Raw genomic sequence first — 25432 nt, 5'->3', positions numbered from 1 at the left:
GAGGTGAAATATGTCAGCTGTATGGAGGGAAAGACGCGAAGAGCAGGAGAATATGCTCAGTCCCTATGCCGCAAAGAGCAGGAATTCCCTGGGTAGGATTGTGGATGAACCTAAATGCCCGATACGGACGGATTTTGAACGGGATGGCAACAGGATATTGTATTCCATGGAATTCCGAAGGTTGAGGCATAAAACGCAGGTGTTTTTCAATGCAAAGAATGACCACATTTGCACACGGATGGAGCATGTGCTCAATGTGGGTTCTATTGCCACCACCATAGCAAGGACGCTGAATCTCAATCAGGACCTGACATATGCTATTGCACTGGGGCATGATCTTGGGCATGCCCCTTTTGGCCATAGCGGTGAGAAGGTTTTGGACCGCTGCCTTAAAAGCATTAATCCTGATTATTCCTTTCAGCATGAGCTGCACAGCCTGAGAGTGGTGGATCGCCTGGCTACCCGAATTTCAAAAGAGAAAATAAACGAAAAATGCGGGCTTAACTTGACCTTTGAGGTTAGGGACGGAATTGCATGCCACTGCGGGGAAAATTATGATGAATACAGGCTGGAACGGGATACGACCAAGGACTTGTCCAGTCTTAAGAACATGAAGAATCGTTCGGCCAAACCCTTCACTCTGGAAGCATGCATAGTGAGGTTGGTGGATAAGATAGCCTATGTGGGAAGGGATATCGAGGATGCCTTGAGGGTAAAACTTATAGACATAAATGACATACCTCTGGAGATCAGAAACATATTGGGCCACACCAACGGTGAAATCATAAATACACTAGTATGCGATCTAATAGAGAACAGCTATGACAGGGACTGCATTCAACTTAGCCACGAAAAGGGCGAAGCTCTGCAGAGCTTGATAAAGGAGAATGTAAGGCTTATATACCAGTCGGAAAAAATCAAGAGGTATGAAAAAACCGCAGAGAACATCATGGAAGGTCTTTTTTACGATCTTCTGAAATGTCTGAAGGATTTTGAAAGGCTGAAGCACAGCGAATTAAACATATACCGCAAGTTTTACAACTTCATTGTGGATATGGATTACGATGAGGATGAACCCGACGAGCAAAAGGTGATAGATTTTATTGCAGGAATGACCGATGGTTTTGCAATGAAATGCTTTGACGAAATATACTGGATGTAGCTGATTATCGGAAAGGAATCCGTCGGTTGGCTTATTTTCATCGGATTTATTTAAAAGGTACAAAGCTGCTGCCCGGGACTAACAGGCGGTAGCAAGGGGGAGAGCATGGCTAAATCAGGATTTCATTTTTTTGCGTTCCTTTCACGGATGAAATATATCACCCGCTGGGGGCTTATGAAGAACACCCAGCCGGAAAACATTCAGGAGCACAGCCTTCAGGTAGCAATGATAGCTCATGGGTTGGCGCTGATAAGGAACAAGTTCTACGGAGGAAATATCAATGCCGACCGGGTGGCGGTATTGGGCTTGTTCCATGACTGCAATGAGATAATCACAGGCGATATGCCCACACCCATTAAGTATTACAACCCGCAAATCAGCAGGGCATACAAGGATGTGGAAGAGACATCCAAGAGGAAGATATTGTCCATGCTTCCAAAAGAGCTGCAGAGCGACTATACCGAAATACTTTTTCATGAGGATATCGACCCTGAATCTTGGAAGATAGTAAAAGCAGCCGACAAGATATCGGCTTATATAAAATGCCTGGAGGAAGTAAAGGCAGGGAATATGGAGTTCAAAAAAGCCAGTGAATCCATATATGATGCCATTTCCCAAATTGACATGCCTGAGGTGGCTTATTTCATGAAGAATTTTATTCCCAGCTTTTCCCTTACCCTTGATGAGTTGGACTAATGATATAGGAAAATAATCTTTATGTGTTTGATTTTTTCAGCTTAGATCCCAAAAGCTGAATTTTTTTTTCATTTCTTTCAGAAAGTTATTGCAAAATGTGCAAAAAACCTATATAATATTTGTATAAAACAATGAAGTTTTAAATGGCTTTTTTGTAGCAAGCAATCGCAACACTTGTCTTAAAAAATCAATGATCTCTGTACCGGTATTTTGCAGATGGCTTATCTGTTGGCAACACATAACATTTTCTGAGAAAGTTGCATCATGCCGGAAATTACCATATTTGTGAATTTTAAGTTCTTTGAAAATCTAATAAAGGCTTTTAATTAAGTATAGGCATGATTCACATTTTTCTGCCAACTCATGTACTATTAGTATACATCTTTTTACTTGTCAGTTTTGCTATATATTGATATGGCAAACTTCCTTATATTGACAATAATGCAATTTTATGCATACCTGTTTTGGGCTTTTTATCATCATATTTCAAGGCTTGATTCCCAAAATGGTTCATTTTCATTCTTAGATAGGAGTGTGATCATCTTGGCTAAAAAACGGCGTTTTACTAAAGATGATATGGAATTGACTTTACTTGCTCTACCAACTGTGGTCTGGTATATACTTTTCACATACCTGCCAATGTTCGGCATTATCGTGGCGTTCAAGCGCTATAGGCCGCTTCCTGACTCAAATTTCTTAGTCAGCTTGATCAAGAGTCAGCCTGTGGGAATTGACAATTTTAAGTTCCTGTTTGCGACGCCTGATGCATGGATCATGTTTCGAAATACCGTTCTCTACAACTGCGTGTTCATCATTTTGGGTATTGTAATTCCGGTAACTCTGGCTATTATGCTTTCCAATCTCCATTCCAAAAGGCTTGCCAAGGGATATCAGACAATCATATTTCTACCATACTTTTTATCTTGGGTCGTAGTCAGCTATTTTGTGTTTTCTTTCCTGAGTGCCGATAAAGGCATGGCCAACCAGATAATGAACATGTTGGGCAAAGAAAGCGTTCAATGGTATATGGAAAAGAAATACTGGCCATATATCCTGATTTTCCTGAATTTATGGAAGGGCATGGGGTATGGAATGGTAGTATATCTTGCTAGTATATCGGGAATTGACAAAATGTTATATGAGGCTGCTATAATAGACGGAGCCTCCCGATGGCAGCAGGTTAAATATATAACGCTGCCCATGCTGAAAAACATGATCATTATAATGTTCATACTGTCGGTGGGAAGGATATTCTCTTCGGATTTCGGACTGTTTTATCAAGTTCCTAGAAATTCCGGACCTCTGGTGGATGTGACACAAACCATCGATGTTTATGTGTATAAAGCGCTCATGGGCATGAACAACATAGGTTTCTCATCGGCGGCCGCTTTTCTTCAGTCAGTTCTAGGCTTTATCACCATTTTAACGGCCAACTTTATCGTTAAAAAGATCGATCCGGAAAGCGGATTATTATAATGGCAGAAAGGAGAAAATCTATGAAAAAGCATCATCCGACAGGCGGAGTGGAGTATTACAACCGTATTTCCCAACCGGTTAATATCCTGTTTAATTTGATATTTACGGTAATTGCTTTGTCCTGCATCATACCCGTTTTGTTTGTCGTAATTATCTCGATTTCATCCAATGAATCCATAAGGCAGATAGGTTACAGCTTTTTTCCCAAAGAGTGGTCTATCAGTGCTTACAGCTATATATGGAAAATGCGCTCATATATCGGGAGGGCCTTCCTGGTCTCCATTGGAGTAACTACTGTCGGCACATTGTTGGGATTATTTATGAACTCTACCATGGGCTATGTGCTTTCCCGCAGGAACTATAAATTGCGCAACTTTTTTACCATATTGATTTTCATTCCCATGCTTTTCAGTGGAGGTTTGGTTTCCTCTTACTTGGTAAATACGCAATTTTTGAGGATAGGTAACACTTACTGGGCTCTGATATTGCCATTGTGTGTGTCATCGTTTTATATTATAGTGCTCAGGACGTTTTTCCAGACGACCATACACGATTCCATCATAGAATCGGCAAAAATGGACGGTGCATCCCAGCTCCTAATATACTTTAAAATTGTCCTGCCGATTTCGTTGCCCGGTCTGGCAACCATAGGACTGTTTTTATCCTTTGCATACTGGAATGACTGGTTTACTCCCATGTTGTACATTCAGTCCGACCATGCCCATATGTACACTCTGCAGTATATTTTGGTCGATATTGAGCAAAATATTCAAAACCTGATTCGCAATGCACAATATATGATGGCGGGTGAATCCCTTGCAAATATACCGTCGGAAACCGTAAGAATGGCAATAGTGGTGGTGGTAGTGCTGCCCATCACGATGTCTTACCCGTTCTTCCAGAAATATTTCATCAGCGGCCTCACCATCGGATCAGTCAAAGGTTGACAGAGCGGTTAATTATAGTATTCAATACGGCTTTCAGCCGATGGATAAATAAAAATATTAAGGAGGATTATCATGAAGAGAAAGCCTTTTGCATTGCTGCTGGTTACGATTATAGCCATATCCGCTTTATTCGGATGCTCCGGTTCAAAAACGCCAACGGGCGATAATAAGAACACTTCCGACAAACCGGTGGAACTGATCTGGATAATGGGGGATCCTGGCCAGGTTCCGGTAGATCAAGCGATAGTAGAAGAGAAACTCAATGAAATTTCTGTTGAGAAACTAAATGTCAAGGTAAAGACGTTGTATTATGACAATGACAAAACCATGTTGGCCCTTTCTTCCGGTGAAAAATGGGATATGGTTTTCACCTGCGAGTGGTTCAACAATTTCGCTGTTCAGGCTCAGGCCGGTTATTTTGCAGACATTACTGAAAAGGTCAAGACTTTGACTCCGGATTTGTATGCCACCATGCCTGAAATAGTCTGGGAAGGTGCAAAGGTTAACGGCAAGATAATGGCCATACCGGTAAAGAAAGACTACGCAGCTGAAATATTCTGGCGTTTTGACAAGAAACTGTTTGTTGATACACTGGGCATGCAGGTACCTGATACGATGAAATTTGCAGATGTGGAAAAGTACCTGGAAGCTGCCAAGAAGGCTTATGAAGATGGCGTTCCGGAAGCAAAGGACGCTCAGTATCCATTAAAGCTGAACAAGGGCGGATTTTCCGGAGTGGATTCCGACTATGACATGATAAACCGCGATGTGATGCTTGGTATTCCATATTCGGCAGTGGGAACCGCAGATCAGAACAAGATCGTGATAACCGCTGAACATCCTGACCTCTATAACCGTTTTGTTTTACTGCGCAAATGGTATAAGGCTGGTTATATAAATCCTGATGCCGCTACCACTGAAGAATCTTTCATTTACTCTGCAGTTAAAAACGGACAAGGATTCTATGGAGCCGACGCAATCTGGAGCTCCGGTGATGGTTATACTCAGTTGATATCCAAATACAGCGGACCTTATCTTTCTACTGCATCAATCCGTGGCTCTATGAATGCCATCAACGCCAATTCGAAGCACATAGATCTTGCTTTGAAATATCAGGAGCTGGTAAATACCAACAAGCAATACCGCGATATACTGCGTTATGGAGTTGAGGGTATACACTTCAACTATACTGAAGACGGACTGGTCAAACGTACTGAAAAAGGGAAAAACAATTACGGACCGTGGGCATTCTCACAAGGCTCCTACTCCTTGAGCTCTGTTGAAGCAGCAGACGGGGTCGATGTAGATCCTAAAATGTGGGAAGTTATTTTCAAAGGCTATGAAAATCTCAAAGCCACAAATACCATAGGATTCTCCTTTGATATCACACCGGTTGAAACACAGGTCGCAGCATGTAAAGTTATCAAGGATAAGTATTGGACCGGATTAATTACCGGTACCATTGACCCGGAAGTAGAAGTGCCGAAAATGATGTCAGAGCTGGAAGCTGCCGGTATACGTGAAATACAGAAAGAAGCTCAGAGGCAGTTTGACGAATTTCTTAAAAACGCAAAATAATAAATAATGGACGGACAATAAATAGCGTATAGCGGGTGATGAGTATTTTACTCATGCAAAAAGTGGCAATTTTGATTGCCACTTTTTGTTTTCGCTCATGCTGTTAAAAGGACAGCATATCATCGACGGGATGGGATCTATTTTGTTATCGTAACCTTGCTTAATCCCCTTGGGCTGTCAGGATTAAGTCCTCTGGCGAGGGACAGGTTGCAGGCAAACATCTGCGCCACAACTGCGTTGCAGAACGGCGACAACAGATCGCTGCCGGCTTTTGGTATTCTAAAAGAGGTCGTTCCCAGCTCCAGGATCTCATCTTTATCGGAGAATATCACGAGTTCCGCTCCTGCATCCTTCAATTTATGGATCATTTCCTCATTGTCTTTCAAGGAAGGTCCTTCGGGAGCCAGTAAAATTACAGGCATATCCTTATCGATCATAGCAAAGGGACCGTGGTGAAAATCGGATACAGCGTATGCCCTTGCCCTTATATAGCAGGTTTCCTGTATTTTTAATGCAGTCTCCATTGCTATGGAATAGTTCATACCCCTTGCCAGGACAAAACACTCATTCATATAGCGGTATCTTTGTACTTTTTCCTTGATAACATCTGAAAGCTCCAGAGTCTTTGATACCAAATCAGGCACTTTTGAGAGCTGCTGCTGCATATCGGCATCCTTTGCCCATACGGCTGCCAGATTGGCTAAAAGATACATCTGGGTGGTAAAGGTCTTGGTGGCGGCAACGCTCTTTTCCAGGCCTGCATCGGTATACAGATGATAGCTTGCTTCATTAGCCAGAGGAGAATCGTTAAAGTTGGTTATGGCTACAGTTATTGCACCTTGTTTGTTGCCTTCCCTTATTATCTCCAGAACATCGGCTGCCTTGCCTGACTGGGAAATCCCGATGACGAGGCTGTTTTTGAGCTTAAGGCTTTTTCCGTATACAGTGACTACTGAAGGTGCTGCCAGTGCCACAGGTATTCCGAGAGTGCTTTCAATAACATATTTGCCATATATGCCGGCGTGGTCCGAAGTACCTCTGGCTGCGATAACCACAGAGCTGATATCATGGGAGTCCAAAGCTTCCACAAGCATATTTATCACTTCTCTGTTGGTCTCAAGGCATCTTTTCAATGCTGCCGGTTGTTCGCAAATTTCTTCCCACATTTTAACCATAATTAATACCTCCTAAGTTATTTTTTATACAGAGATGAAAGATTATACAGTAAAGAAGCAAATTCTCTTCAGGCTTGCCTGTTCATCAGACTGTTTAGCCATGATGCAGGGGGACAGTCCGGCCTGGAAGGAGAAAATTGCTCTGGCAGTGTCTCTTTTGTGTGCTTCCATGCCAGTTGGTATAGACAGACCGCTATATATATGTATAGATGTATATACCACCTATATTATATTCTATGCCAAGAGCATTCTAAAGTCAACAAATATAAACAATTATTAAAGGGATTAAATATTATAAAACCATGCCGGTGTGTGTATATCAAGGCTTATGCTAGTCAGTATCCCTGTTGCCATACACCCGGACGCTATACTTGTACTCATCGGAGCGGTATACGGATCTTTCGTACAGCAGCTTTAATCCCGATTCTGTGAAATTCACGCTTACAATTTTCAAAACAGGTTTGCTTTCGGTGATTTCCAGCAGCTCCTTTTCTTCCTTTGTCGCTTTTGCCGCTTCAATAACATTATCGGCATAGCTTATGGCATGCTGATACTCATCTTTCATCAAGCGGTAAAGGGATGTGGTAAGATCATACCTGTCCAGCCCAGGGCAATACTTCTGTGGTATGTAGCTCTCTTCTATGCCGACGGGAACGCTGCCGACGAGCCTTAATCTTTTTATATGGTACACGGTTTCATTTTCACCCAAATCCAGCACATCACATATATCTTGTATGATATTTCCCATGCTGAAGTGAAGAACCTTTGTAATAGGCTCAAGACCCTTTTCCCGGGCCATTTCTGAGAAGCTCATCAGATTTCTCTGCTCAAGTTTTGCTTTGGAGACAAAAGTTCCCCTGCCTTTTTCCCGGTACAGGATACCCTCTGAAACAAGCTGGTTTAAAGCCTGGCGCACGGTCATGCGGCTGATCCCCAAGGTTTCGCAAAGCTCGCGCTCTGATGGAATGAGACTTCCAGCGGCATATTCGCCGCTTTTTATTTTTTCCAGAAGGATCTTCTTTAATTGATAATAAGCAGGTATAGGGCTCTTTTTGTCTATATACATTAAATCCACCTTTTTGTTGTGATGTTTACAATAATTTTAATTTACACCCTGCTAAAAGTCAACCTTCCCAAATAAAGGCCATGCTCTGTTTTTGAAGCGTTATATCCTGTATGGGTACTTGACAAAGGGATGGGAAAAGCATAAACTCTTTCCGAAGCATATATAGGGAATATATGCGGCAGAGAACTATATGCTTTGAAGCTGCTGATCTGATTGGACATGACATGGGTTCTAGTGCTTATTTCCGTATTATAGGGGTAAATCATCTAAATTCAAGTGCTTTAAGCACTGCAAAGGAGTGTTGTCTATTATGAAGGTTCCACAGGATTATCTGGAAAAGGTATATGCCGGGCTGCTGGGGAAGGTTATTGGGGTCCGCCATGGCTCAAATATTGAAGGATGGACGTATGAAGACATAAAAAAGGTCTATGGTGAAATCGAAGATTATCTTTTTACATTCAAGAACTTTGCTGCCGATGATGATACCAATGGGTCGATGTTTTTCATAAGAGCCCTTGAAGACTATACTCACACAAGGGATTTGACAGCTGAACAGATAGGGCTTACCTGGCTGAATTATGTGCCTTATGAGCATAGCTTCTTATGGTGGGGTGGCTATGGCATATCAACAGAGCACACGGCATACCTGAATCTGAGGAACGGAATCATGGCGCCCCGTTCCGGTTCCATAGAGCAGAATGGAGAGGATGTGGCGGAACAGATCGGCGGTCAGATATTTATTGATACATGGGGACTGGTGGTGCCCGGCGATTACAAGCTTGCAGCCGAATATGCCGAGAAGGCGGCCAGCGTGTCCCATGACGGAAACGGCAAATACGGGGGAATGTTCATAGCGGCGTGCATAAGCGCTGCCTTTGTGGAGCAGGACATAAGGAAGATCATTGAAGCAGGTCTGTCCGTGATACCGGAGGATTGCGAATATGTACGCATGGCCAGGGATGTCATAAGATTCTATGACAGATATCCCTGCAATTGGAGGGACTGCTTCCGATTTGTCAAAGAGAATTACGGATACGACAAATACCCAGGGGCGTGCCATATCATCCCCAATTCCGCCGTGATAATAATTTCATTGCTGTATAGTGAAGGGGATTTCTCAAAAGCCATCAACATATGCAATATGTGCGGCTGGGACACCGACTGCAATGTTGCCAATGTGGGAACAATCATGGGTGTAAGAAACGGGCTTTCAGGCATTGACTTCAAATGGAGAAAACCTGTCAACGATCTGCTCATCTGCTCCAGCGTAATTGGAAGCCTTAATATACTGGACATACCTCAGTTTGCGGTTTACCTGGCAGGTTTCGGATACAAGATAGCCGGGGAGGAGCCGCCGGCTGAAGTTAAGGATATTATTGCAGGAAAAGCAGCCAGGTTCAATTTTGAACTGCCCGGCTCCACCCACAGCTTCCGGATATCGTCCAATATGGGAGGGAATCCGGACTTGATGCTGGCCCATACGAACGAACATGCCCACAGCGGTAAGGGGGCATTGAAAGTGGCCGCAAGGTGGATGCCCGGCACCGGTGAAGTCAGCGTATATTACCAAACCTATTACAGACATGGGGATTTCAGTGACAGCCGCTATGAACCATCTTTCTCGCCGGTCCTCTATCCAGGCCAGACAATAAAAGGCAGTGTGATGGTCCCTGAAGACTCCAGGATGGAAGTGAAGGCCTGGCTGTATGTAAAGGATTTAAACAGCGGAAAAGTCTATGAATCCGGGAAAACTCTGCTGAAAAAAGGCGAATGGGCGGAGTTGGCATATGATATTCCTAAGCTGGACGGTGTTTGCATAAGCGAAGGGGGAGTAAAATTTATGCCTGCCGGTGGAGAGAGTTCTACGTTCATAGCGTATCTGGATGATTTTGACTTTACCGGCGAGCCTGATTATTCCATAGATTTTACGAGGGAACGGATGGAAGCTTGGAATGCTCAGAAGAAAGAAGTCAGCCAGTTCACATACCTTAAAGGAATATGGAAGCTGGAAGACGGAGAGTTGAGCGGAAGCTGCAGCGATTATGGCGAGGCTTATACCGGAAACTTCTGTTGGAAGGACTACAGCTTTGAAGCCACAATGATCCCCCGGCTGGGAGAATTCCACAATATAAATTTCCGTGTGCAGGGAGCAATCCGTTCATATGCTCTGGGGTTGGCTTCCGGCGGGAAACTGGTGCTCTACAAAAATGAAAACGGCTACAGGATTCTCCAGGAGGTACCCTGCGAATGGAGCTTAAAGGGCGAATATACCTTTAAAGTAGAGTTGAGGGGAGCGAATATTAAAGTTTTCGAAAGCGGCAGGCTTCTCATGGATTACACCGACGGCCAAAATCCATATCTCCGCGGACAGATAGGGGCTTCGTTGTGGAAGGGAAGTCACTGCCATTATAAGGATTTCAAGATAGGAAAAATCGCTTCCCAGGGATAAAGAGCCGGCAGTGTTCTCATTTGGCAGTGTACTCATATACAAGAGAATGCAAAGATTTAGCTGTTCATAAATTGCTTTTGGAACATGGGATGATTCTGCCGGGGAAAGATAATTGTGCTGAGGAATTTACAGTGTGGATTGCAATATAGATGAGCTTTAAAATATAGAAATCCTATATGAACCTTCATTACCGTTCATATAGGATTTTTCTGCAATGATACTGCAGTACCGACTAAGCTGCCCAAAAGGGGATGCGAGTGGTAAGGAGATATTCTCGGTGCGGGCAGAATCAATATCTGATGAGCTCGGCTTTCATTGATGCAGCTTACGTCCATCTATTATTTGACTATAACTGAAACAACCATAGAGGATTTTTCCATAACCGTCAGCTTGCGCCTATATATTATCTTATTATAACCCCACAGGCGAGGCGTTTGCCAGATGCACCGGCAGGCTGTGTACGGTAATCATCAGGATTTTGATGTATAATTACGGATTTGCCTACGACATCAGCAACCTTGAACTTGTCGGTAAAAAAGCACATAAAAGCCCTGCCATGGTTGGAAAACAGTACCGGTAAGTCACCGGCGTGATTGCCATGGGGCTGGTTGGTAGGGTTCCAGTGGTCGCCTGCTGCCTGGAAGGGGTTCTCGGGGTCGCCTACAGTGCAGTTGCCATATTGGTGTATATGGAATCCATGAGGCCCTATGGGTGGGTTCTCTCCTTCTGCCGGCTTATATTCAGGAAGCCCGTAAACATCGACATATACCTGGGTGCCACCGGGAACATCCATAAATATCACTCTTCCGTAAATATTAGGCGCCAGAGGACCACCACGTATAACAGCTGATGCAATTTTTGTGCCTTTATTTTCATATGAAACCGGTTTGGGGTAATACATGCTAAATCACTCCGTAAATCATTTTACCGTTCTATATTATGTAAATTAGCTTGAAATTGTGACGGTAAGAGAGATGGCAAGCGATGCCATGGGTAAAGATAGGGGACTGAATGACAAAAACTGTATAGCCCCTGCATTCAGGAAATTTTGAATGCAGAGCATTTTGGAAGCCTGGAATAAATATTGAAGCAAATGTTTTCTTTGAAAGTGATACCGAATGGTTGTCAAAGATGTGGATGACCTGAATTATGCCATTTATAAGATGCTTGTTAAAAGATTCTTTTGGTTATATTTATAAAATAAAGAAAAGCTTTGCAAAAAAGATTCTAACAGCCAGGAGTAAGTATTGCATATGACGAATGCAATTTTCCTTGCCGGTTACAGCAACTTCTGCAACAATACCGGCAATAAAAGCAAAGAATTTGATCGGGTGCGAAGGTTATAATGATAGAGTCGATATATTGCGTTTATTACAGCTATGGCAACATGTTGAGGTCGATTGTTAATAAAGGAATGATTGCTTGACACCATGGCAGGACGGGCATGGATAAAATAACCTGAGAAAACCAAAAAATAGCCTGGGAAAACCATAAAACGGTGTAAAGGAGCAATTGAAATATGGGAGGGAAAATATAATGAAAAAGTTTATGGATGAAAACTTTTTGCTTCAAACTCAGACGGCGGTGAAGCTATATCATGAATATGCCAAGAATATGCCCATATTCGATTATCACTGCCATCTCAGCCCAAAGGAAATAGCTGAAAACAAAAAGTACCGGAATATCACTGAAATATGGCTGGGGGGCGACCATTACAAGTGGAGGGCCATAAGGGGCAATGGCATAGATGAAAAATACATAACAGGGGATGCCGATGATAAGGAGAAATTCTTGGCATGGGCCAAAACGATACCTGCCTGTATTGGAAATCCTTTATACCATTGGACCCACCTTGAGCTAAAAAGGTATTTCGCCATAGACGACCTTCTTTCTCCTGAGACGGCGGAGAGCATCTGGAAAAGGTGCAATGAAATGCTGCAGGGGGATGATTTCACTGCGAGAGGACTTATCAAACGGTCCAATGTAAAAGTGATATGCACGACTGACGATCCGGTGGATTCACTGGAATACCACAAGGCCATAGCAGAGGATAAGGACTTTGATGTCAAGGTGCTGCCTGCCTTTAGACCCGATAAGTGCATCAAAATAGAAAAAGACGGCTTTGTTGAATGGATAAGAAAGCTGGAAGAAGTTACAGGCTGCAGCATCGGAAATTTCGATGATCTTAAGAAAGCCCTGATATCCCGGCTTGAGTTCTTCCACGCAGCAGGATGCAGGATTTCCGACCATGGCATGGAGCCGTTTGTTTATGCGGAAGGCACGGAAGAGGAAGCTTCAGAAGCTCTTAAATCAGCATTGGCAGGAAAAGAGCTTTCAGCCTCGGAGATCGACAAGTATAAGACTCAGGTTTTGCTGTTCCTGGGAAGGCAGTATGCAAGGCTGGGATGGGCGATGCAGCTGCATATGGGCGTATTGAGGAACAACAACACCCGAATGATGAAGCTGATAGGCCCGGATACAGGATTCGACTCAATAGGGGACTGGAATCCGGCTGAGCCTCTCTCAAGGTTTTTAGATAAGCTCGAGCAGACAGAAGAGCTGCCAAAGACCATATTATATTCCATCAACCCGAAGGATAATGAGGTGCTGGCAGCCATTGCAGGATGTTTCCAGGGTGGTGGAATACCGGGTAAAATACAATGGGGTTCCGCCTGGTGGTTTAATGACCAGAAGGACGGCATGGAAAGACAGATGATAACTCTGGCAAATATCGGCCTTTTGAGCAGGTTCGTGGGAATGCTCACCGATTCAAGAAGCTTCCTTTCATACACAAGACATGAGTATTTCCGCAGAATCCTCTGCAACATCATCGGAAACTGGGTGGAAAACGGAGAAGCCCCGGATGATATGAACCTTCTTGGAAAGATGGTGCAGGATATCTGCTATAACAATGCGGCAAATTATTTCGGCATAGAGGTGTGATATAAGCCTTCTCATCGATGCGGTAAATCATGATGGAAAGATTAATGAAACAGAGTATTAGCCATCTCTAAACTTACCACATGCTGTCTCAAATTAGGTAGCACAGTAAATTAAGTTAATGAACGGTGAAGATTATAACCTGAAGGGAAATCTTCACCGTTTTATTTTTTCATAAAAATTTTCATATCCATGTATATATTAACGCATTAGTGCCAATACTTATTAATGACCTCACAAAATACATTTTGACCCCCTAAAGGAGCCCCCGGCTTTAAAGTGCCGGGGGTTCACACTTTAATAAGCATGGCAGGTGTTTATTTTGTACAGGATTTGCTCGTGGATTTTATGGTTGTGGTTCAGATATGTATACTGCTGCGAATGAGTATAGATGAAGGCAATTTGGCAGGTTTATTATAATATAATGCTTCATCATAATGCTTCATCCCATAACGCAAAAATTTTTAAAAGGTGTCGTCAGAATAAAGGACACAGATTATTAAAAGCAATGGCCCAGGAGGCAATGCAGTTGATGGCAGTGAGCCTGGATATGTTAACGTGAAAGTAAGAATATCATTTTCATTATTTGTTTCTTCATTAATTTGTTTCGTTTTCAAACATAGGTGGTTGTGATATCACTTCCCCATATCTGATTTAAAGCTATCCCATCCCTTTCTTTAGCAACATAGCATTAACAGTAGGAACAAGACCTTCTCCACTTTTTTAAGGCAAAGTCCCGTAAGCCAAACCTGATGCTCTATAAACCAAACACGATGCTCTATAAGCCAAACTCCAATTTATCAGCTTAAATTGGCTCCATGAGTAATTTTTCTGCGCGACAGCCGTTGACTTCTTGTGCTCAGTGGCATCTTTAATATGGATCGTGCCTCCGTTAGAAAAAGACGCATTGATGGAGTATAAGGCTGTCGGAACTTATTTCCCTTATATGTCTTAGTGCCACTAAAATACTTTGACATTGAGTACGCTTTAATTTAAAATTGTAATTAATAGGGATGGTGTGTATATGAATTCTAAGATAAGGGATGAATCCGTAGATAAGCTTTTTGAAGCGATTCTGTTGTTAGAAAATATAGAAGAGTGTTACCGCTTTTTTGAGGATATAGGCACTATTTCTGAAATAAAGGCTCTTGCGCAAAGGCTTGAGGTGGCCAAGATGCTGGAGCAGAAGAAGACGTATACGGAGATTTGTGAGAAAACCGGTGCCAGCACCGCCACAATAAGCAGGGTAAACCGATGCCTGAATTATGGGGCGGATGGATATAAAATGATTTTTGAAAAGCTTGAAAAGAAAAAGGCCGGAGAGGAAGGTTCAAATGCTTAAACAGCTGTTTATCAGCTTGATTATATTATCGACCTTGACATCGGACGGAATTATAAATTTATCTGAAAGCATCTTTCAATTATACCTGGATTTGAATGATGCGCGTTTAATGCAGGAAGCAGATGGTGAAATCCTCACGAAACCGCAAGACATTGGTGAGGGGCATTCGCCTTCTTTTGCCATGCCTTCCTCCAAGGATTCATCAGGCAGGTTTGTCCTATCAAATGGCAGCGCCGGAATGTTTGAATCCGGCAGCCATAAAATGCGGCTGGAAGATGACGAAGCACGTTCAGGGACTATTCCTGCAGTTTTTGCGCTGGTTGTCTTAACTTTTGTTTTTTGCTTTGTCAAATTGCTAACAATATTTCCTTTCTACAAGGATGAAGATATTATTACATCCCGCTCGGATCTTTCTCCTCCGGTTGCCGCTTAGGACATAAGGTGCTAACTCTTATTTTCCTGTTGTGAAAATTTAATATGAGGTGAAGTTATGCTGTATTTATTGGCGATAATTGTTGGGATTATTGCGGGATTGGCCATGAAAGGCAGGATTTCCAATCTGGTGGAAATCAGATTTAACAAGGTTTGGCTGATTATAAGCACTGCCGTATTACTGGTAGCTTCCCAGACATTATCCGACCGTTTTGATTTCCTGTCCGGATATGAATTCCTGATTAATGGAATAATATTCTGTATGGTTTTTGCATGGCTCTGGCTGAACAGGCAATATGTCGGCATGTGGGTTATAGCTGTCGGCTCATTGCTAAATATGATAGTCATGATGGTCAATGGCGGACGTATGCCTGTTGACAGGGATACCGTAATAAACGCAGGCCTGCCCATTGAGCTTTTAGAATCGGATATAAAGCATTATATTACCTCTCCCGGGGATGGGACCAGACTGGCTTTTTTGTCGGATATAATAGCTCCGCCGGGATTTTTGGGATATATGATGCAGGTGGTAAGCATAGGAGATTTGATGGTAGTAGCAGGACTCTTTCTACTTTTCCTTCAGATAGTATCGGGGAGGAAATTTTTTGACAAAACAATTTCGGAGGTTGAATAGATGAAAATATTAGAAAAAATATTTGGAACTTACAGCAGTAGGGAATTAAAGAAAATCGAACCCATAGTGGATAAAATAGAAAGCCTTGAGCCGGATATGAAAAAGCTCAGCGATGAGCAATTAAGAGGTAAAACTGCTGAGTTTAAGGAGAGGCTGGCAAAAGGTGAGACACTGGACGATATACTGCCGGAGGCTTTTGCAGTGGTGAGGGAAGCGTCCTCCAGAGTTTTGGGGATGAGGCATTTCAAAGTCCAGCTGATAGGCGGCATTGTTCTTCATCAGGGAAGAATAGCTGAAATGAAGACCGGAGAAGGTAAAACCCTGGTGGCTACGCTGCCGGTATATCTGAATGCCCTGGAAGGAAAAGGCGTCCATGTCGTAACTGTTAACGACTACCTGGCAAAGCGTGACAGTGAGTGGATGGGCAAGATATATAATTTTCTGGGCCTCTCGGTAGGGCTTATAGTGCATGGTTTGAGCAATGCCGAGCGAAAGAAGGCATATAACTGTGATATTGTGTATGGAACAAACAATGAACTGGGCTTCGACTATCTCAGGGATAACATGGTTATCTACAAGGAAGACATGGTGCAGCGGGATTTGCACTATGCCATTGTGGATGAGGTGGACAGCATATTGATAGATGAAGCCAGGACGCCTCTCATAATTTCAGGAGCCGGCAATAAGTCCACCGATCTGTACAAGCAGGCAAACAGCTTTGCCAGCAGGTTGAAGGCCAAGGTATACACCCAGTCCGACGATAAGGAACTGGATGACGAACTGGATGAGGATTATATAGTTGATGAAAAGGCTCACACAGCTACCCTGACAGCAAAGGGTGTTAAAAAGGCAGAGCAGTTTTTTGGAATTGAAAACCTTTCGGACCCTGAAAATATGACTATTCTTCATCATGTTAACCAGGCGATAAAAGCCCACGGCTTGATGAAGAGGGACAGGGACTATGTAGTGAAAGACGGAGAGGTAATAATAGTAGATGAATTCACCGGACGTCTGATGTACGGCAGAAGGTACAGCGACGGTTTGCACCAGGCTATTGAGGCAAAGGAAGGGGTAAAGGTCGAGAGAGAAAGCAAAACTCTGGCCACTATAACCTTTCAGAACTACTTCAGGATGTATAAAAAGCTTGCCGGCATGACCGGTACGGCCCAGACGGAAGAACAGGAATTCAGGGCGATATACAACCTGGATGTGGTGGTGATACCCACCAACAGGCCGATGATAAGAAAAGATTATCCCGACAGCTTGTATAAGACTGAGGCAGGAAAATTCAATGCCGTCATCAAGGAGATAGTGGAATGCCACAAGAGAGGCCAGCCGGTTCTTATCGGTACTATTTCCATAGAAAAATCCGAGCTTTTAAGCTCAATGCTGAAAAAGCAGGGTATAAACCATCAGGTGCTGAATGCCAAATACCATGAAAAGGAAGCTGAGATAATCGCCCAGGCCGGAAAGCTCGGCGCAGTAACCATAGCTACAAACATGGCCGGCCGTGGTACGGATATAGTTCTGGGTGGAAACGCAGAATTCATGGCGAAACAGGAGATGAGAAAAAGAGGTTATACGGAGGACCTGATTATACAGTCAACAGGGTTTAATGAAACTTCCGATGAGTTGGTTCTGGAAGCCAGAAAGACATACAGGGAGCTATATAAGAAATTCAAGCAGCAGACCGACGCAGAACGGGAAAAGGTGGTAGCGGTAGGAGGACTTCATATAATCGGTACCGAAAGGCATGAATCGAGGCGTATAGACAATCAGCTGAGAGGACGTTCAGGCCGTCAGGGTGACCCTGGTTCCTCCAGGTTTTATATCTCCCTTGAGGATGACCTTATGAGGCTGTTCGGATCAGAGCGTCTGATGAAAATTGTGGATGCGCTGGGCCTGGAGGAAGACCAGCCGATAGATCACAAAATGCTTTCCAATGCCATTGAAAATGCTCAGAGGAAGGTTGAAGGCAAAAACTTTGATATAAGAAAGCACGTGCTCCAGTATGATGACGTAATGAACAAGCAAAGAGAGGTAATTTACGGGCAGAGAAGAAAGGTTCTCGACGGGGAAAGCCTTAAGGATTACTTTATAAAGATGATAGAAGGATACATTGATAATCTGGTAAACATTTATTGCGGCGAGAGCCCGCATCCGGATTATTGGGACTGGGAAGGAATGAGCACCATTGCGGAAGGCAGCATTCTGCCCCAGGGCATACTGGATGCTCAGAAGCAGAATATGGAAAACCTCACCAAGGAGGATTTCAAAGAGGCGCTTCTGGAAGCGACATTGAAAAGGTATGAGGAAAAGGAACAGGAACTGGGCTCAGAACTGATGCGAGAGCTGGAAAGGGTTATTTTGCTTCGAGTGGTGGACCAGAAGTGGATGGACCATATAGATGCCATGGATCAGCTCCGGCATGGAATAGGCCTGAGGGCATATGGACAGAGGGATCCTGTTATAGAGTACAAGTTTGAAGGCTTTGAAATGTTTGAGGAAATGATCAGAAACATCCGGGAGGATTCTCTCAAGCTGATACTCAATGCCCGTGTCGACCGTGAGCAAAGTGTACAACGGGAAAAGGTGGCAGAGCCGGTTACCGCATCCCATGGCGATGAACCCAAAAAGCCTGCAAACCGGAGCGACCAAAAGGTGGGACGCAACGACCCATGCCCTTGCGGAAGCGGCAAAAAGTACAAGAAATGCTGCGGGGCAAATCTATAGTGTAGGCCCGATAGCGCTTTGCAATTTGAGATTGATTTAAGTCCGGGCAAACGGACTGCTGAACTGAACATGGTATTATAGCCTATTCCGGTGCATAAACTTATTCGGGGCTTTTCGGAAGTTCCGTTAATTTGTGCACCGGAATAGAATCTTGTATTTTTGCAGTAGCTTGTGTATTGGATCAAAAAGGTGAGTTTTATACAGCAACTTGGGCATCAAAATAAAATGATGAGTTTTATGCTGAAATTTACACATTGAAATAAAATGATGAGTTTTATGCAGCAATTTGCACATTGGAGTAAAATGATGAGTTTTGTGCAGCAATTTGCGCATCGGAGTAAAATGATGAGTTTTATGCAGTAATTTACGTATTGGAATAAAATTTTGAGTTTTGTGCTGCAATTTACGCACTGGAATAAAATCGTGAATTTTGTGCTGTATTTACGCAAGAAATAGAGTCATGAATTTTATGCTGCAATTTACGCATAGAAATAAAATTTTGAACTTTATGCTGCGTTTCATACACCGAGATTAAATCATGAATTTCACGCTTAAAGAGGTAGTAATATGGAGTATAATGAAGCACTTAGCTATATTCATAATACCTTGAAATTCGGAGTAAAGCTGGGACTTAATAATATAACGTCCCTTTTGGAGCTTATGGGAAATCCCCATAAAAAGCTCAAATTTGTCCATGTAGCGGGGACAAACGGCAAAGGCTCCACTGTGGCATTTATCAGCAGGGTACTGATGGAAGCAGGGTATAAGACAGGTATGTACACTTCTCCCTATATAGAGAGGTTTACGGAAAGAATGAAAATCAACGATGAAGAGATCTCTGAGGAGGAGCTGTCCCGCATAACCCAGTTTGTCAAGGAAAAAGTTGATATAATGCTTGCTCGGGGGGAAAACCACCCCACAGAGTTTGAAATAGTTACGGCCATAGCTTTCCAATATTTTTATGAAAATGACTGTGATATTGTGGTACTGGAGGTGGGCTTGGGAGGAAGGTTCGATTCTACCAATGTTATAGACACGCCCCTGGTTTCGGTTATCACTACAATAAGCTACGATCATATGGACCGCCTGGGGGATACCCTTCCCAAGATAGCTTTTGAAAAAGCCGGGATAATCAAGCATGACGGTGATGTGGTCCTATATCCTCAGACAGCAGAGGTTGAGAAGGTGTTTCAGGATGTGTGCTTGGAAAGGGGAGCAAGACTGCACAGAGCGGATTTTTCTGCTTTAAAGCCGGAAAGCTTCGATATAAGCGGTCAGACCTTCAGTTATAAATCATATAAGAATCTAAAGATTTCGATGCTGGGGGATCATCAGGTAAATAACGCGGCTGTAGTGCTGGAGACTATAGAACTGTTAAAAGATAAAGGATATAAAATCAGTGAAAACGCGATACGAAAAGGCCTTTTAAATACCCATTGGCCGGGCAGGCTTGAGGTTTTGAAAAGAGACCCCTTATTTTTAATCGACGGCGCTCATAACATCGAAGGAGCAAGGGCATTAAGAGATGCTTTGAACAGATATTTCCCGGATAAAAAGAAAATTTTTATTATCGGCGTATTAAGGGATAAGGATTATAAAGCGGTCATTGAAACAGTGGTACCCATAGCATCCCATTTTATAACCGTTACTCCGAACAGCGACAGAGCTCTTCCTGCGGCGGAGTTGGGAGGATTTATAAAAAGTTATTGTAAGAATGTGACAATTAGTGATACAATAAAAGAAGCAGTATGCACAAGTATGAAGATTTGCTCGCCAGATTCCATGATCTGCGCATTTGGGTCTTTGTACTATATTGGTGAAGTGCGCAGGCTTTTAAAGAATAATATGTGATCCGTCAATATTCCTCAGTTTTTGGAGGTGAGTTCCTTGATTGATCTAAAACAGGAATTGCAGAATTACCCTTCGATTGACATTGAAAATCTGGAGAAAAGCCGTCCGGACTTGCCAGATAATATCAAAAGCTCTGTTGTGCTTTACAATAAAGCTTTGGAAAGTATGCGTTCGGGCAGCGAGGATATAGCAATCATCGAGTTAAAGAAAGCAGTTTCCATCAATCCTGATTTTCATGAAGCAATCAACCTTCTGGGACTTTGCTACATTTCTACAAAAGAATATGGGAAAGCGGAAGAGATGTTCAGAAGGGTGATAAGTGCGGAAAATAACGCCATAAAGGCGATGGAATATATCAATTTTTTGGAGGGAAAGGATACGCCGGAGGCCTCCGGAAAGAACAAAGCAGCTTTTAGAAAAAAGAAAAAAAGTCAGGACATAAGACCTTCGGAAATGCTGCAAAATCGCCCCAAAGCTGCCAGCAATAAGACGGACCGAAAAATTGAAATTTTGAAGTATGCTGCTGTTTTTTTAGCTGGCATTGTTATTATGGCAATAATTAATCCCCTGATTTTCGATAAATCTCAAGGCTCCATCTCCGTATCAAGCTCTGATGAAGAAATTCAAGCCCAGATTCAAAATGCTGTTGATGCCGTCAAAAAAGAATACGAAGACAAGCTCAATGATCTGGAAGAAAAGAGTGCACTTCTGGAGGATAACCTCGATAAAGCAAACCACAGCATTGAATATTATAAAAATCTGACTAACCTGTTTGAAATAGAAAAGCTTGCTTCCTCAAAAGAATATGAGAAGGCTGCGGACATGCTTATTTTGCTTAAGCCTGTAGCTTTTCAGGGAGCAGAGAAGGAAAAATTTGATGCGCTCTTTCAGGATATCATGCCAAAGGCTGCGCGAGAAGCTTATAACCAGGGAGTAAAGCTGTTTAAGCAGGAGAAATTCCAGGAAGCGAAGGATATACTGTCCAAAGCTAAAATTTATGGCACAGGATTTACCGGTGTCAACATGGATGGGATTTTGTATAATCTGGCCAAGAGCTATATGGAGCTGGAGGACTACACCAATGCCATATCCACCTTTAACAGTGTAATTGAAGAATTTCCCGGCAGCAGCTATGCCAATTATTCAAGAAACTGGATAGCGTTTATTGAGAGCAAGCAATAAACTATAAGGTTGAGGCTGATAATAGACTAAAATAGCTTTTTAATTGAAAAGCTTTATCTGTGTTTATTACCTTCCCAAGTCATATTTCATATAATGTATTAGTAACTTGTTGAGGCGTTATATGGCATATGATTTGGAATAAAAGCCCGTTTAATCTGATTCTTGGAGGCGGCGGAGTAAAAGGGTTAGCCTATGTCGGAGTGTTTGAAGAGGCGGAAGCCAGAAATATCAGATGGGGAAGCATAGTTGGTGTTTCTGCCGGTGCAGTGGCAGGAAGCTTTTTAGGAGCAGGTTATTCTTCTTCCCATCTAAGGTCCGTCATCGATGCTTTTGACATGGAAAAGATAGATATAACAAACGTTGAGAAAAAAGTTCCGGCAGTGGCAAAGTATATGCAGTTTTGCAAGGATAACCGCTATACCGGAATGGAAGGAATATACCGATTCTTAAATCTTGAATTCACGGATAACATTAGTATGGAAGATTTGCCTGACCAGGAAAGAGGTACTCTTGCCGATATTTTGAAGAGCATTGCCACTTTGGACAAGGAAGGATGCCTTTTTGACGGTGACTACCTTGAGGAGTGGGTGGCAAGAGTTCTTGCCGAAAAAGGGATATTTACCTTCGCAGACTTAAGAGGCGGGGTGCCGGACAGAGTAAACCCCAGAGGTTATAAAGTAAGGATGACGGCAGTAGACGTGAACAGGGCGAGAATCGTCATACTTCCCGACGATATGATATATTATGGTATCGACCCGGACAGGTTCTCTGTGGCGAAGGCTGTCAGGATGAGCACTTGTGTACCTTTTGTTTTCAAGCCTGTAGAAATTAAAAAAATGGAAGGAAGCTCCTGGAAGGTGCATTACTTTGTGGATGGCGGTATGCTGGATGGCTTTCCTTTCTGGGGAGTGGATAACTCTTCATCAATTCCTGCTGTTGGCTTCACTCTTGGCGGAGGGATAAAGAAAAAGCCTTTCAGTATCGATACATCCGTGGACGTACTTAAAGCGCTGGTTTCTGCAGTGCATGACATCGGTGTTCCGAAGGATGCATACAAAACAAAGTATACTGTTGACATTGACGCTTCCAAGGTGGACTTCCTGGACTTCCATCTGGACGGTGAGCAGAAGGAGTACCTCTATTCAGCCGGAAAGATTGCAGCCAGGAAGCTGTTTGACAAAGTTGAGTATGATATGGCATTTACAGGACTTTAGCAAGTCTTTAAATGCCTTTTTTTATTGAACTAATTTTTATAGAACTAAAAATATTTTAAGGTAAATGAGCATTTTATTTGAAGCTTTATTGAACTAAAAAAGCGCTGGCCGATGGGGAATTAAAGCGTTTCTTATTCCCATAAATTTTACATAAAACTTAGGCTTAAAGCCTAATTTTTATTCTTTTCTTTTTATTTTATTTGTATTATTATTATATAAATAGATATTAAAGGCTGCTTGCCTGTTTATTTTTAAACTGTACGGCTAATTCTTGCTATCAGGGCAATTATGTGCTGCCGTAATGCCGAAGGAATGCTATGAGGCATGCGGTTATACAGTTTTTTGTTTTAGGGAGGCATATTATGTTTTATGAGAGTACTAGAGGGGGGCTTGGGTCAATAACTTCTGCCGAGGCTATCATGAGAGGCATAGCGCCGGACGGAGGTTTGTTTGTGCCTGAAACCCGGGTGAGGTTAACTCCGGCCCAAATAGAGCAATTGGTAAATATGAGCTACCAGGAAAGGGCGGAAGCCATACTTAAGCATTATATTGATGACTATACGGAAGAAGAGATTAAGGAATCGATAAACAGTGCATATAGTGAAAAAAAGTTTGGATGCAGGGAGATAGCTCCTGTATACAGGTTAAATGACAATATTTCCATTCTGGAGTTGTGGCATGGGCCAACCTGTGCTTTCAAAGACATGGCGCTCCAGATACTTCCCCACCTGCTGGTCAAGGCTGTCAAGAAAACAGGAGAGACCGGTGAAATGGTGATACTCGCCGCAACATCCGGGGATACCGGAAAAGCTGCTTTGGAAGGCTTCAGAGATGTTGACGGAACTCGCATAATTGTCTTTTTTCCTCAAGATGGGGTGAGCGAGGTTCAAAAGCTGCAGATGATTACCCAGGAAGGCAGAAATGTAAACTCCATAGCGGTGGAGGGAAATTTTGACGATGCCCAGACCGGAGTTAAGGAGATATTTACCGACAGGGAGCTTTCCGAAGAGATGGAAAAGAACGGTTTTAAATTCTCCTCCGCAAATTCGATAAACTGGGGAAGACTTGTGCCTCAAATCGTTTATTATTTTTCAGCCTATGCGGATTTGGTAGGCAGGGGTGAGATAAAGCTGGGGGACAAAGTCAATTTTGTTGTGCCTACAGGTAACTTCGGGAATATTCTCGCAGCATACTATGCAATGGAGATGGGCTTACCGGTAAACAGGCTCATATGCGCTTCCAATGAAAACAATGTGCTTACCGACTTTATAAATACCGGCACCTATAATAGAAAAAGGGATTTTAAGAAAACTCTTTCTCCTTCCATGGACATACTTATATCCAGCAACCTGGAAAGGCTTTTGTATGAAGTTACCGGACATAATTCCAAAATGGTGGCAGGCTGGATGGAAAAACTAAGCCGTACCGGGGAATATACCGTAGATGAGGATACAAAGAAAAAGATATCCAAGATTTTCTGGGCGGACTACTCAAACGATTCGGAGACTTTAAAGACTATAGAGTGCATTTACAATGAAAACAATTATGTCATAGATACTCATACTGCCGTAGGAATTGATGTTTACGACAAGTATGTGATATCGACGGGGGATTTTACCAAGACTGTAATAGTTTCTACGGCAAGTCCGTTTAAATTCAACCACAGCGTTGTACGGGCCTTGTTTGGAGAGGAAGAGGTTAAAGGCAAAAGTGAGTTTGAGCTTTTGGATATCCTGTCCCAGAAATGCGGGATTCCGATACCCAACGGTTTGCAGGGACTGGACAGGAAAGAAATCAGGCATAATAAGGTATGCAGGAAATCCGAGATGAAGGATCAGGTAAAAAGCATACTGTCCATATAACTATGGCTTTGACAATGCCTTGTTCCGGAAGCAAGGCCAATTCGACAAAGACTGCAGGTTAAAAATAAGAATGGGAATTCTGCTATTCCCATTCTTATTTTGCTCATTTTACTTCCCTTACGCTTAAGCCTGCTTCGCTGACAAATCTCTTTATATCGCCTTCCTCATACCGTCCCTCATCATAATCCACGGTTACTGTGCCTTCATGCATATCAACCCTGACAGCGTTGATGCCGACATGATTGCTGATGGACTGTTTTATATCAGGGATCATTGCCGCGTCGGTCAGGCCTGCCACGACAAACTTATTAGCCTTCATCGATGTTCCTCCTTTTATATTGTCAAGTTACTTTTTCATAAATTTACGATATCTCTTTAACTCGGAAGTTATGCTTAGAAAATGCCAGCATAATGAGTTAATTTTAGTATTTGCATTATTGAAGGCGTTTATTTTGAATTTCATAATATTTTATTAAAAATATGGTACACTGCCGGCAATTGTACCGCACGCCTCAATGAGGTGGGATATGTGCCCGAAGCCCGCAGTAAATAGTCGTTGCCTGCCATCTATAGAAAGGGAACATCTTTCAGTCTCTCTATAGTTTTTCATAAAAATTATACATAAGGTATTGAATTGCATTTCCAAATGTGTTACTATTACTCAATATAAAAACATGTGTGCGCCATACAAGG

General features: G+C 42.8%; 20 protein-coding genes. 16 read left to right on the top strand and 4 right to left on the bottom strand.

Going from position 1 to position 25432, the window contains the following annotated elements; translation table 11 throughout:
• Positions 1-10 precede the first annotated feature (10 nt).
• From CDO33_RS16515 to CDO33_RS16495, 5 genes are all read left to right on the top strand, one after another.
• The gene (locus CDO33_RS16515; protein WP_103079741.1) at positions 11-1162 is read left to right on the top strand and encodes an HD domain-containing protein; all 1152 of its coding nucleotides are present in this window, start codon (positions 11-13) and stop codon (positions 1160-1162) included.
• 105 nt (positions 1163-1267) lie between these two features.
• Entirely contained in the window at positions 1268-1858 is a 591-nt protein-coding gene (gene yfbR / locus CDO33_RS16510) for a 5'-deoxynucleotidase (RefSeq protein WP_103079740.1), read from the top strand.
• A gap of 576 nt (positions 1859-2434) precedes the next feature.
• A complete protein-coding gene (locus CDO33_RS16505; RefSeq protein WP_242973450.1) occupies positions 2435-3334 on the top strand; it encodes an ABC transporter permease in 900 nt (299 codons plus the stop codon).
• 20 nt (positions 3335-3354) lie between these two features.
• Positions 3355-4281: a carbohydrate ABC transporter permease gene (locus CDO33_RS16500; protein WP_242973426.1), complete on the top strand. Its 927-nt coding sequence runs from the start codon at positions 3355-3357 to the stop codon at positions 4279-4281.
• A 72-nt stretch (positions 4282-4353) separates the two neighbouring features.
• Positions 4354-5859 carry an ABC transporter substrate-binding protein gene (locus CDO33_RS16495; protein WP_103079738.1) on the top strand — a complete coding sequence of 502 codons (1506 nt, stop codon included), beginning with the start codon at positions 4354-4356 and terminating at the stop codon, positions 5857-5859.
• Between the two features lie 137 nt (positions 5860-5996).
• Here CDO33_RS16495 and CDO33_RS16490 read toward each other — a convergent pair whose 3' ends face one another.
• The gene (locus tag CDO33_RS16490) at positions 5997-7034 is read right to left on the bottom strand and encodes an SIS domain-containing protein (protein ID WP_103079737.1); all 1038 of its coding nucleotides are present in this window, start codon (positions 7032-7034) and stop codon (positions 5997-5999) included.
• A gap of 34 nt (positions 7035-7068) precedes the next feature.
• Here CDO33_RS16490 and CDO33_RS16485 point away from each other — a divergent pair, with 34 nt between their 5' ends.
• A complete protein-coding gene (locus CDO33_RS16485; protein ID WP_151898665.1) occupies positions 7069-7314 on the top strand; it encodes a hypothetical protein in 246 nt (81 codons plus the stop codon).
• 51 nt (positions 7315-7365) lie between these two features.
• On the opposite strand, the gene CDO33_RS16480 is transcribed toward CDO33_RS16485, so the two are convergent.
• A complete protein-coding gene (locus CDO33_RS16480) occupies positions 7366-8100 on the bottom strand; it encodes a GntR family transcriptional regulator (RefSeq protein WP_103079735.1) in 735 nt (244 codons plus the stop codon).
• A gap of 310 nt (positions 8101-8410) precedes the next feature.
• Here CDO33_RS16480 and CDO33_RS16470 point away from each other — a divergent pair, with 310 nt between their 5' ends.
• Positions 8411-10549 carry an ADP-ribosylglycohydrolase family protein gene (locus CDO33_RS16470; protein WP_103079733.1) on the top strand — a complete coding sequence of 713 codons (2139 nt, stop codon included), beginning with the start codon at positions 8411-8413 and terminating at the stop codon, positions 10547-10549.
• Positions 10550-10952: 403 nt separating this feature from the next.
• Here CDO33_RS16470 and CDO33_RS16465 read toward each other — a convergent pair whose 3' ends face one another.
• Positions 10953-11450, bottom strand: a complete 498-nt coding sequence (locus CDO33_RS16465) for a superoxide dismutase family protein (protein ID WP_103079732.1) — start codon at positions 11448-11450, stop codon at positions 10953-10955.
• Positions 11451-12085: 635 nt separating this feature from the next.
• Between CDO33_RS16465 and uxaC the strand changes: the two genes are divergently transcribed.
• From uxaC to thrC, 9 genes are all read left to right on the top strand, one after another.
• The gene (gene uxaC / locus CDO33_RS16460) at positions 12086-13492 is read left to right on the top strand and encodes a glucuronate isomerase (protein WP_103079731.1); all 1407 of its coding nucleotides are present in this window, start codon (positions 12086-12088) and stop codon (positions 13490-13492) included.
• A gap of 1021 nt (positions 13493-14513) precedes the next feature.
• The gene (locus tag CDO33_RS16455; RefSeq protein ID WP_103079730.1) at positions 14514-14831 is read left to right on the top strand and encodes a YerC/YecD family TrpR-related protein; all 318 of its coding nucleotides are present in this window, start codon (positions 14514-14516) and stop codon (positions 14829-14831) included.
• Positions 14791-15264 carry a hypothetical protein gene (locus CDO33_RS16450; protein WP_161496726.1) on the top strand — a complete coding sequence of 158 codons (474 nt, stop codon included), beginning with the start codon at positions 14791-14793 and terminating at the stop codon, positions 15262-15264. Before CDO33_RS16455 ends, CDO33_RS16450 begins: the two co-directional genes overlap by 41 nt.
• Before the next feature lie 57 nt (positions 15265-15321).
• On the top strand, positions 15322-15897 hold the full coding sequence (locus tag CDO33_RS16445) for a DUF5317 domain-containing protein (protein WP_103079728.1): 576 nt from the start codon (positions 15322-15324) through the stop codon (positions 15895-15897).
• Positions 15898-18630, top strand: coding sequence for a preprotein translocase subunit SecA (gene secA, locus CDO33_RS16440; protein WP_103079727.1), 2733 nt, complete (start codon positions 15898-15900; stop codon positions 18628-18630). It abuts the gene before it with no gap.
• Between the two features lie 567 nt (positions 18631-19197).
• On the top strand, positions 19198-20481 hold the full coding sequence (locus CDO33_RS16435) for a bifunctional folylpolyglutamate synthase/dihydrofolate synthase (RefSeq protein WP_103079726.1): 1284 nt from the start codon (positions 19198-19200) through the stop codon (positions 20479-20481).
• A gap of 36 nt (positions 20482-20517) precedes the next feature.
• The gene (locus tag CDO33_RS16430; RefSeq protein ID WP_103079725.1) at positions 20518-21663 is read left to right on the top strand and encodes a tetratricopeptide repeat protein; all 1146 of its coding nucleotides are present in this window, start codon (positions 20518-20520) and stop codon (positions 21661-21663) included.
• Between the two features lie 128 nt (positions 21664-21791).
• Positions 21792-22877: a patatin-like phospholipase family protein gene (locus CDO33_RS16425; protein ID WP_103102805.1), complete on the top strand. Its 1086-nt coding sequence runs from the start codon at positions 21792-21794 to the stop codon at positions 22875-22877.
• Between the two features lie 362 nt (positions 22878-23239).
• Positions 23240-24739, top strand: coding sequence for a threonine synthase (thrC, locus tag CDO33_RS16420; RefSeq protein WP_103079723.1), 1500 nt, complete (start codon positions 23240-23242; stop codon positions 24737-24739).
• Positions 24740-24842: 103 nt separating this feature from the next.
• Here thrC and CDO33_RS16415 read toward each other — a convergent pair whose 3' ends face one another.
• A complete protein-coding gene (locus tag CDO33_RS16415) occupies positions 24843-25058 on the bottom strand; it encodes a heavy-metal-associated domain-containing protein (RefSeq protein WP_103079722.1) in 216 nt (71 codons plus the stop codon).
• Positions 25059-25432 lie beyond the last annotated feature (374 nt).

Source organism: Clostridium thermosuccinogenes, from assembly GCF_002896855.1.
Lineage (GTDB): Bacteria > Bacillota > Clostridia > Acetivibrionales > DSM-5807 > Pseudoclostridium > Pseudoclostridium thermosuccinogenes.
Note: the sequence above shows the minus strand (reverse complement) of the source record. Positions and strands in the feature narration are given on the sequence as shown.

What these genes read in the sequence shown, in the direction of transcription:
- CDO33_RS16515 (WP_103079741.1), top strand. Translation starts at nt 11, where the DNA reads ATGTCAGCTGTATGGAGGGAAAGACGCGAAGAGCAGGAGAATATGCTC.
- yfbR (WP_103079740.1), top strand. Translation starts at nt 1,268, where the DNA reads ATGGCTAAATCAGGATTTCATTTTTTTGCGTTCCTTTCACGGATGAAA.
- CDO33_RS16505 (WP_242973450.1), top strand. Translation starts at nt 2,435, where the DNA reads ATGGAATTGACTTTACTTGCTCTACCAACTGTGGTCTGGTATATACTT.
- CDO33_RS16500 (WP_242973426.1), top strand. Translation starts at nt 3,355, where the DNA reads ATGAAAAAGCATCATCCGACAGGCGGAGTGGAGTATTACAACCGTATT.
- CDO33_RS16495 (WP_103079738.1), top strand. Translation starts at nt 4,354, where the DNA reads ATGAAGAGAAAGCCTTTTGCATTGCTGCTGGTTACGATTATAGCCATA.
- CDO33_RS16490 (WP_103079737.1), bottom strand. Translation starts at nt 7,034, where the DNA reads ATGGTTAAAATGTGGGAAGAAATTTGCGAACAACCGGCAGCATTGAAA.
- CDO33_RS16485 (WP_151898665.1), top strand. Translation starts at nt 7,069, where the DNA reads ATGAAAGATTATACAGTAAAGAAGCAAATTCTCTTCAGGCTTGCCTGT.
- CDO33_RS16480 (WP_103079735.1), bottom strand. Translation starts at nt 8,100, where the DNA reads ATGTATATAGACAAAAAGAGCCCTATACCTGCTTATTATCAATTAAAG.
- CDO33_RS16470 (WP_103079733.1), top strand. Translation starts at nt 8,411, where the DNA reads ATGAAGGTTCCACAGGATTATCTGGAAAAGGTATATGCCGGGCTGCTG.
- CDO33_RS16465 (WP_103079732.1), bottom strand. Translation starts at nt 11,450, where the DNA reads ATGTATTACCCCAAACCGGTTTCATATGAAAATAAAGGCACAAAAATT.
- uxaC (WP_103079731.1), top strand. Translation starts at nt 12,086, where the DNA reads ATGAAAAAGTTTATGGATGAAAACTTTTTGCTTCAAACTCAGACGGCG.
- CDO33_RS16455 (WP_103079730.1), top strand. Translation starts at nt 14,514, where the DNA reads ATGAATTCTAAGATAAGGGATGAATCCGTAGATAAGCTTTTTGAAGCG.
- CDO33_RS16445 (WP_103079728.1), top strand. Translation starts at nt 15,322, where the DNA reads ATGCTGTATTTATTGGCGATAATTGTTGGGATTATTGCGGGATTGGCC.
- secA (WP_103079727.1), top strand. Translation starts at nt 15,898, where the DNA reads ATGAAAATATTAGAAAAAATATTTGGAACTTACAGCAGTAGGGAATTA.
- CDO33_RS16435 (WP_103079726.1), top strand. Translation starts at nt 19,198, where the DNA reads ATGGAGTATAATGAAGCACTTAGCTATATTCATAATACCTTGAAATTC.
- CDO33_RS16425 (WP_103102805.1), top strand. Translation starts at nt 21,792, where the DNA reads ATGATTTGGAATAAAAGCCCGTTTAATCTGATTCTTGGAGGCGGCGGA.
- thrC (WP_103079723.1), top strand. Translation starts at nt 23,240, where the DNA reads ATGTTTTATGAGAGTACTAGAGGGGGGCTTGGGTCAATAACTTCTGCC.
- CDO33_RS16415 (WP_103079722.1), bottom strand. Translation starts at nt 25,058, where the DNA reads ATGAAGGCTAATAAGTTTGTCGTGGCAGGCCTGACCGACGCGGCAATG.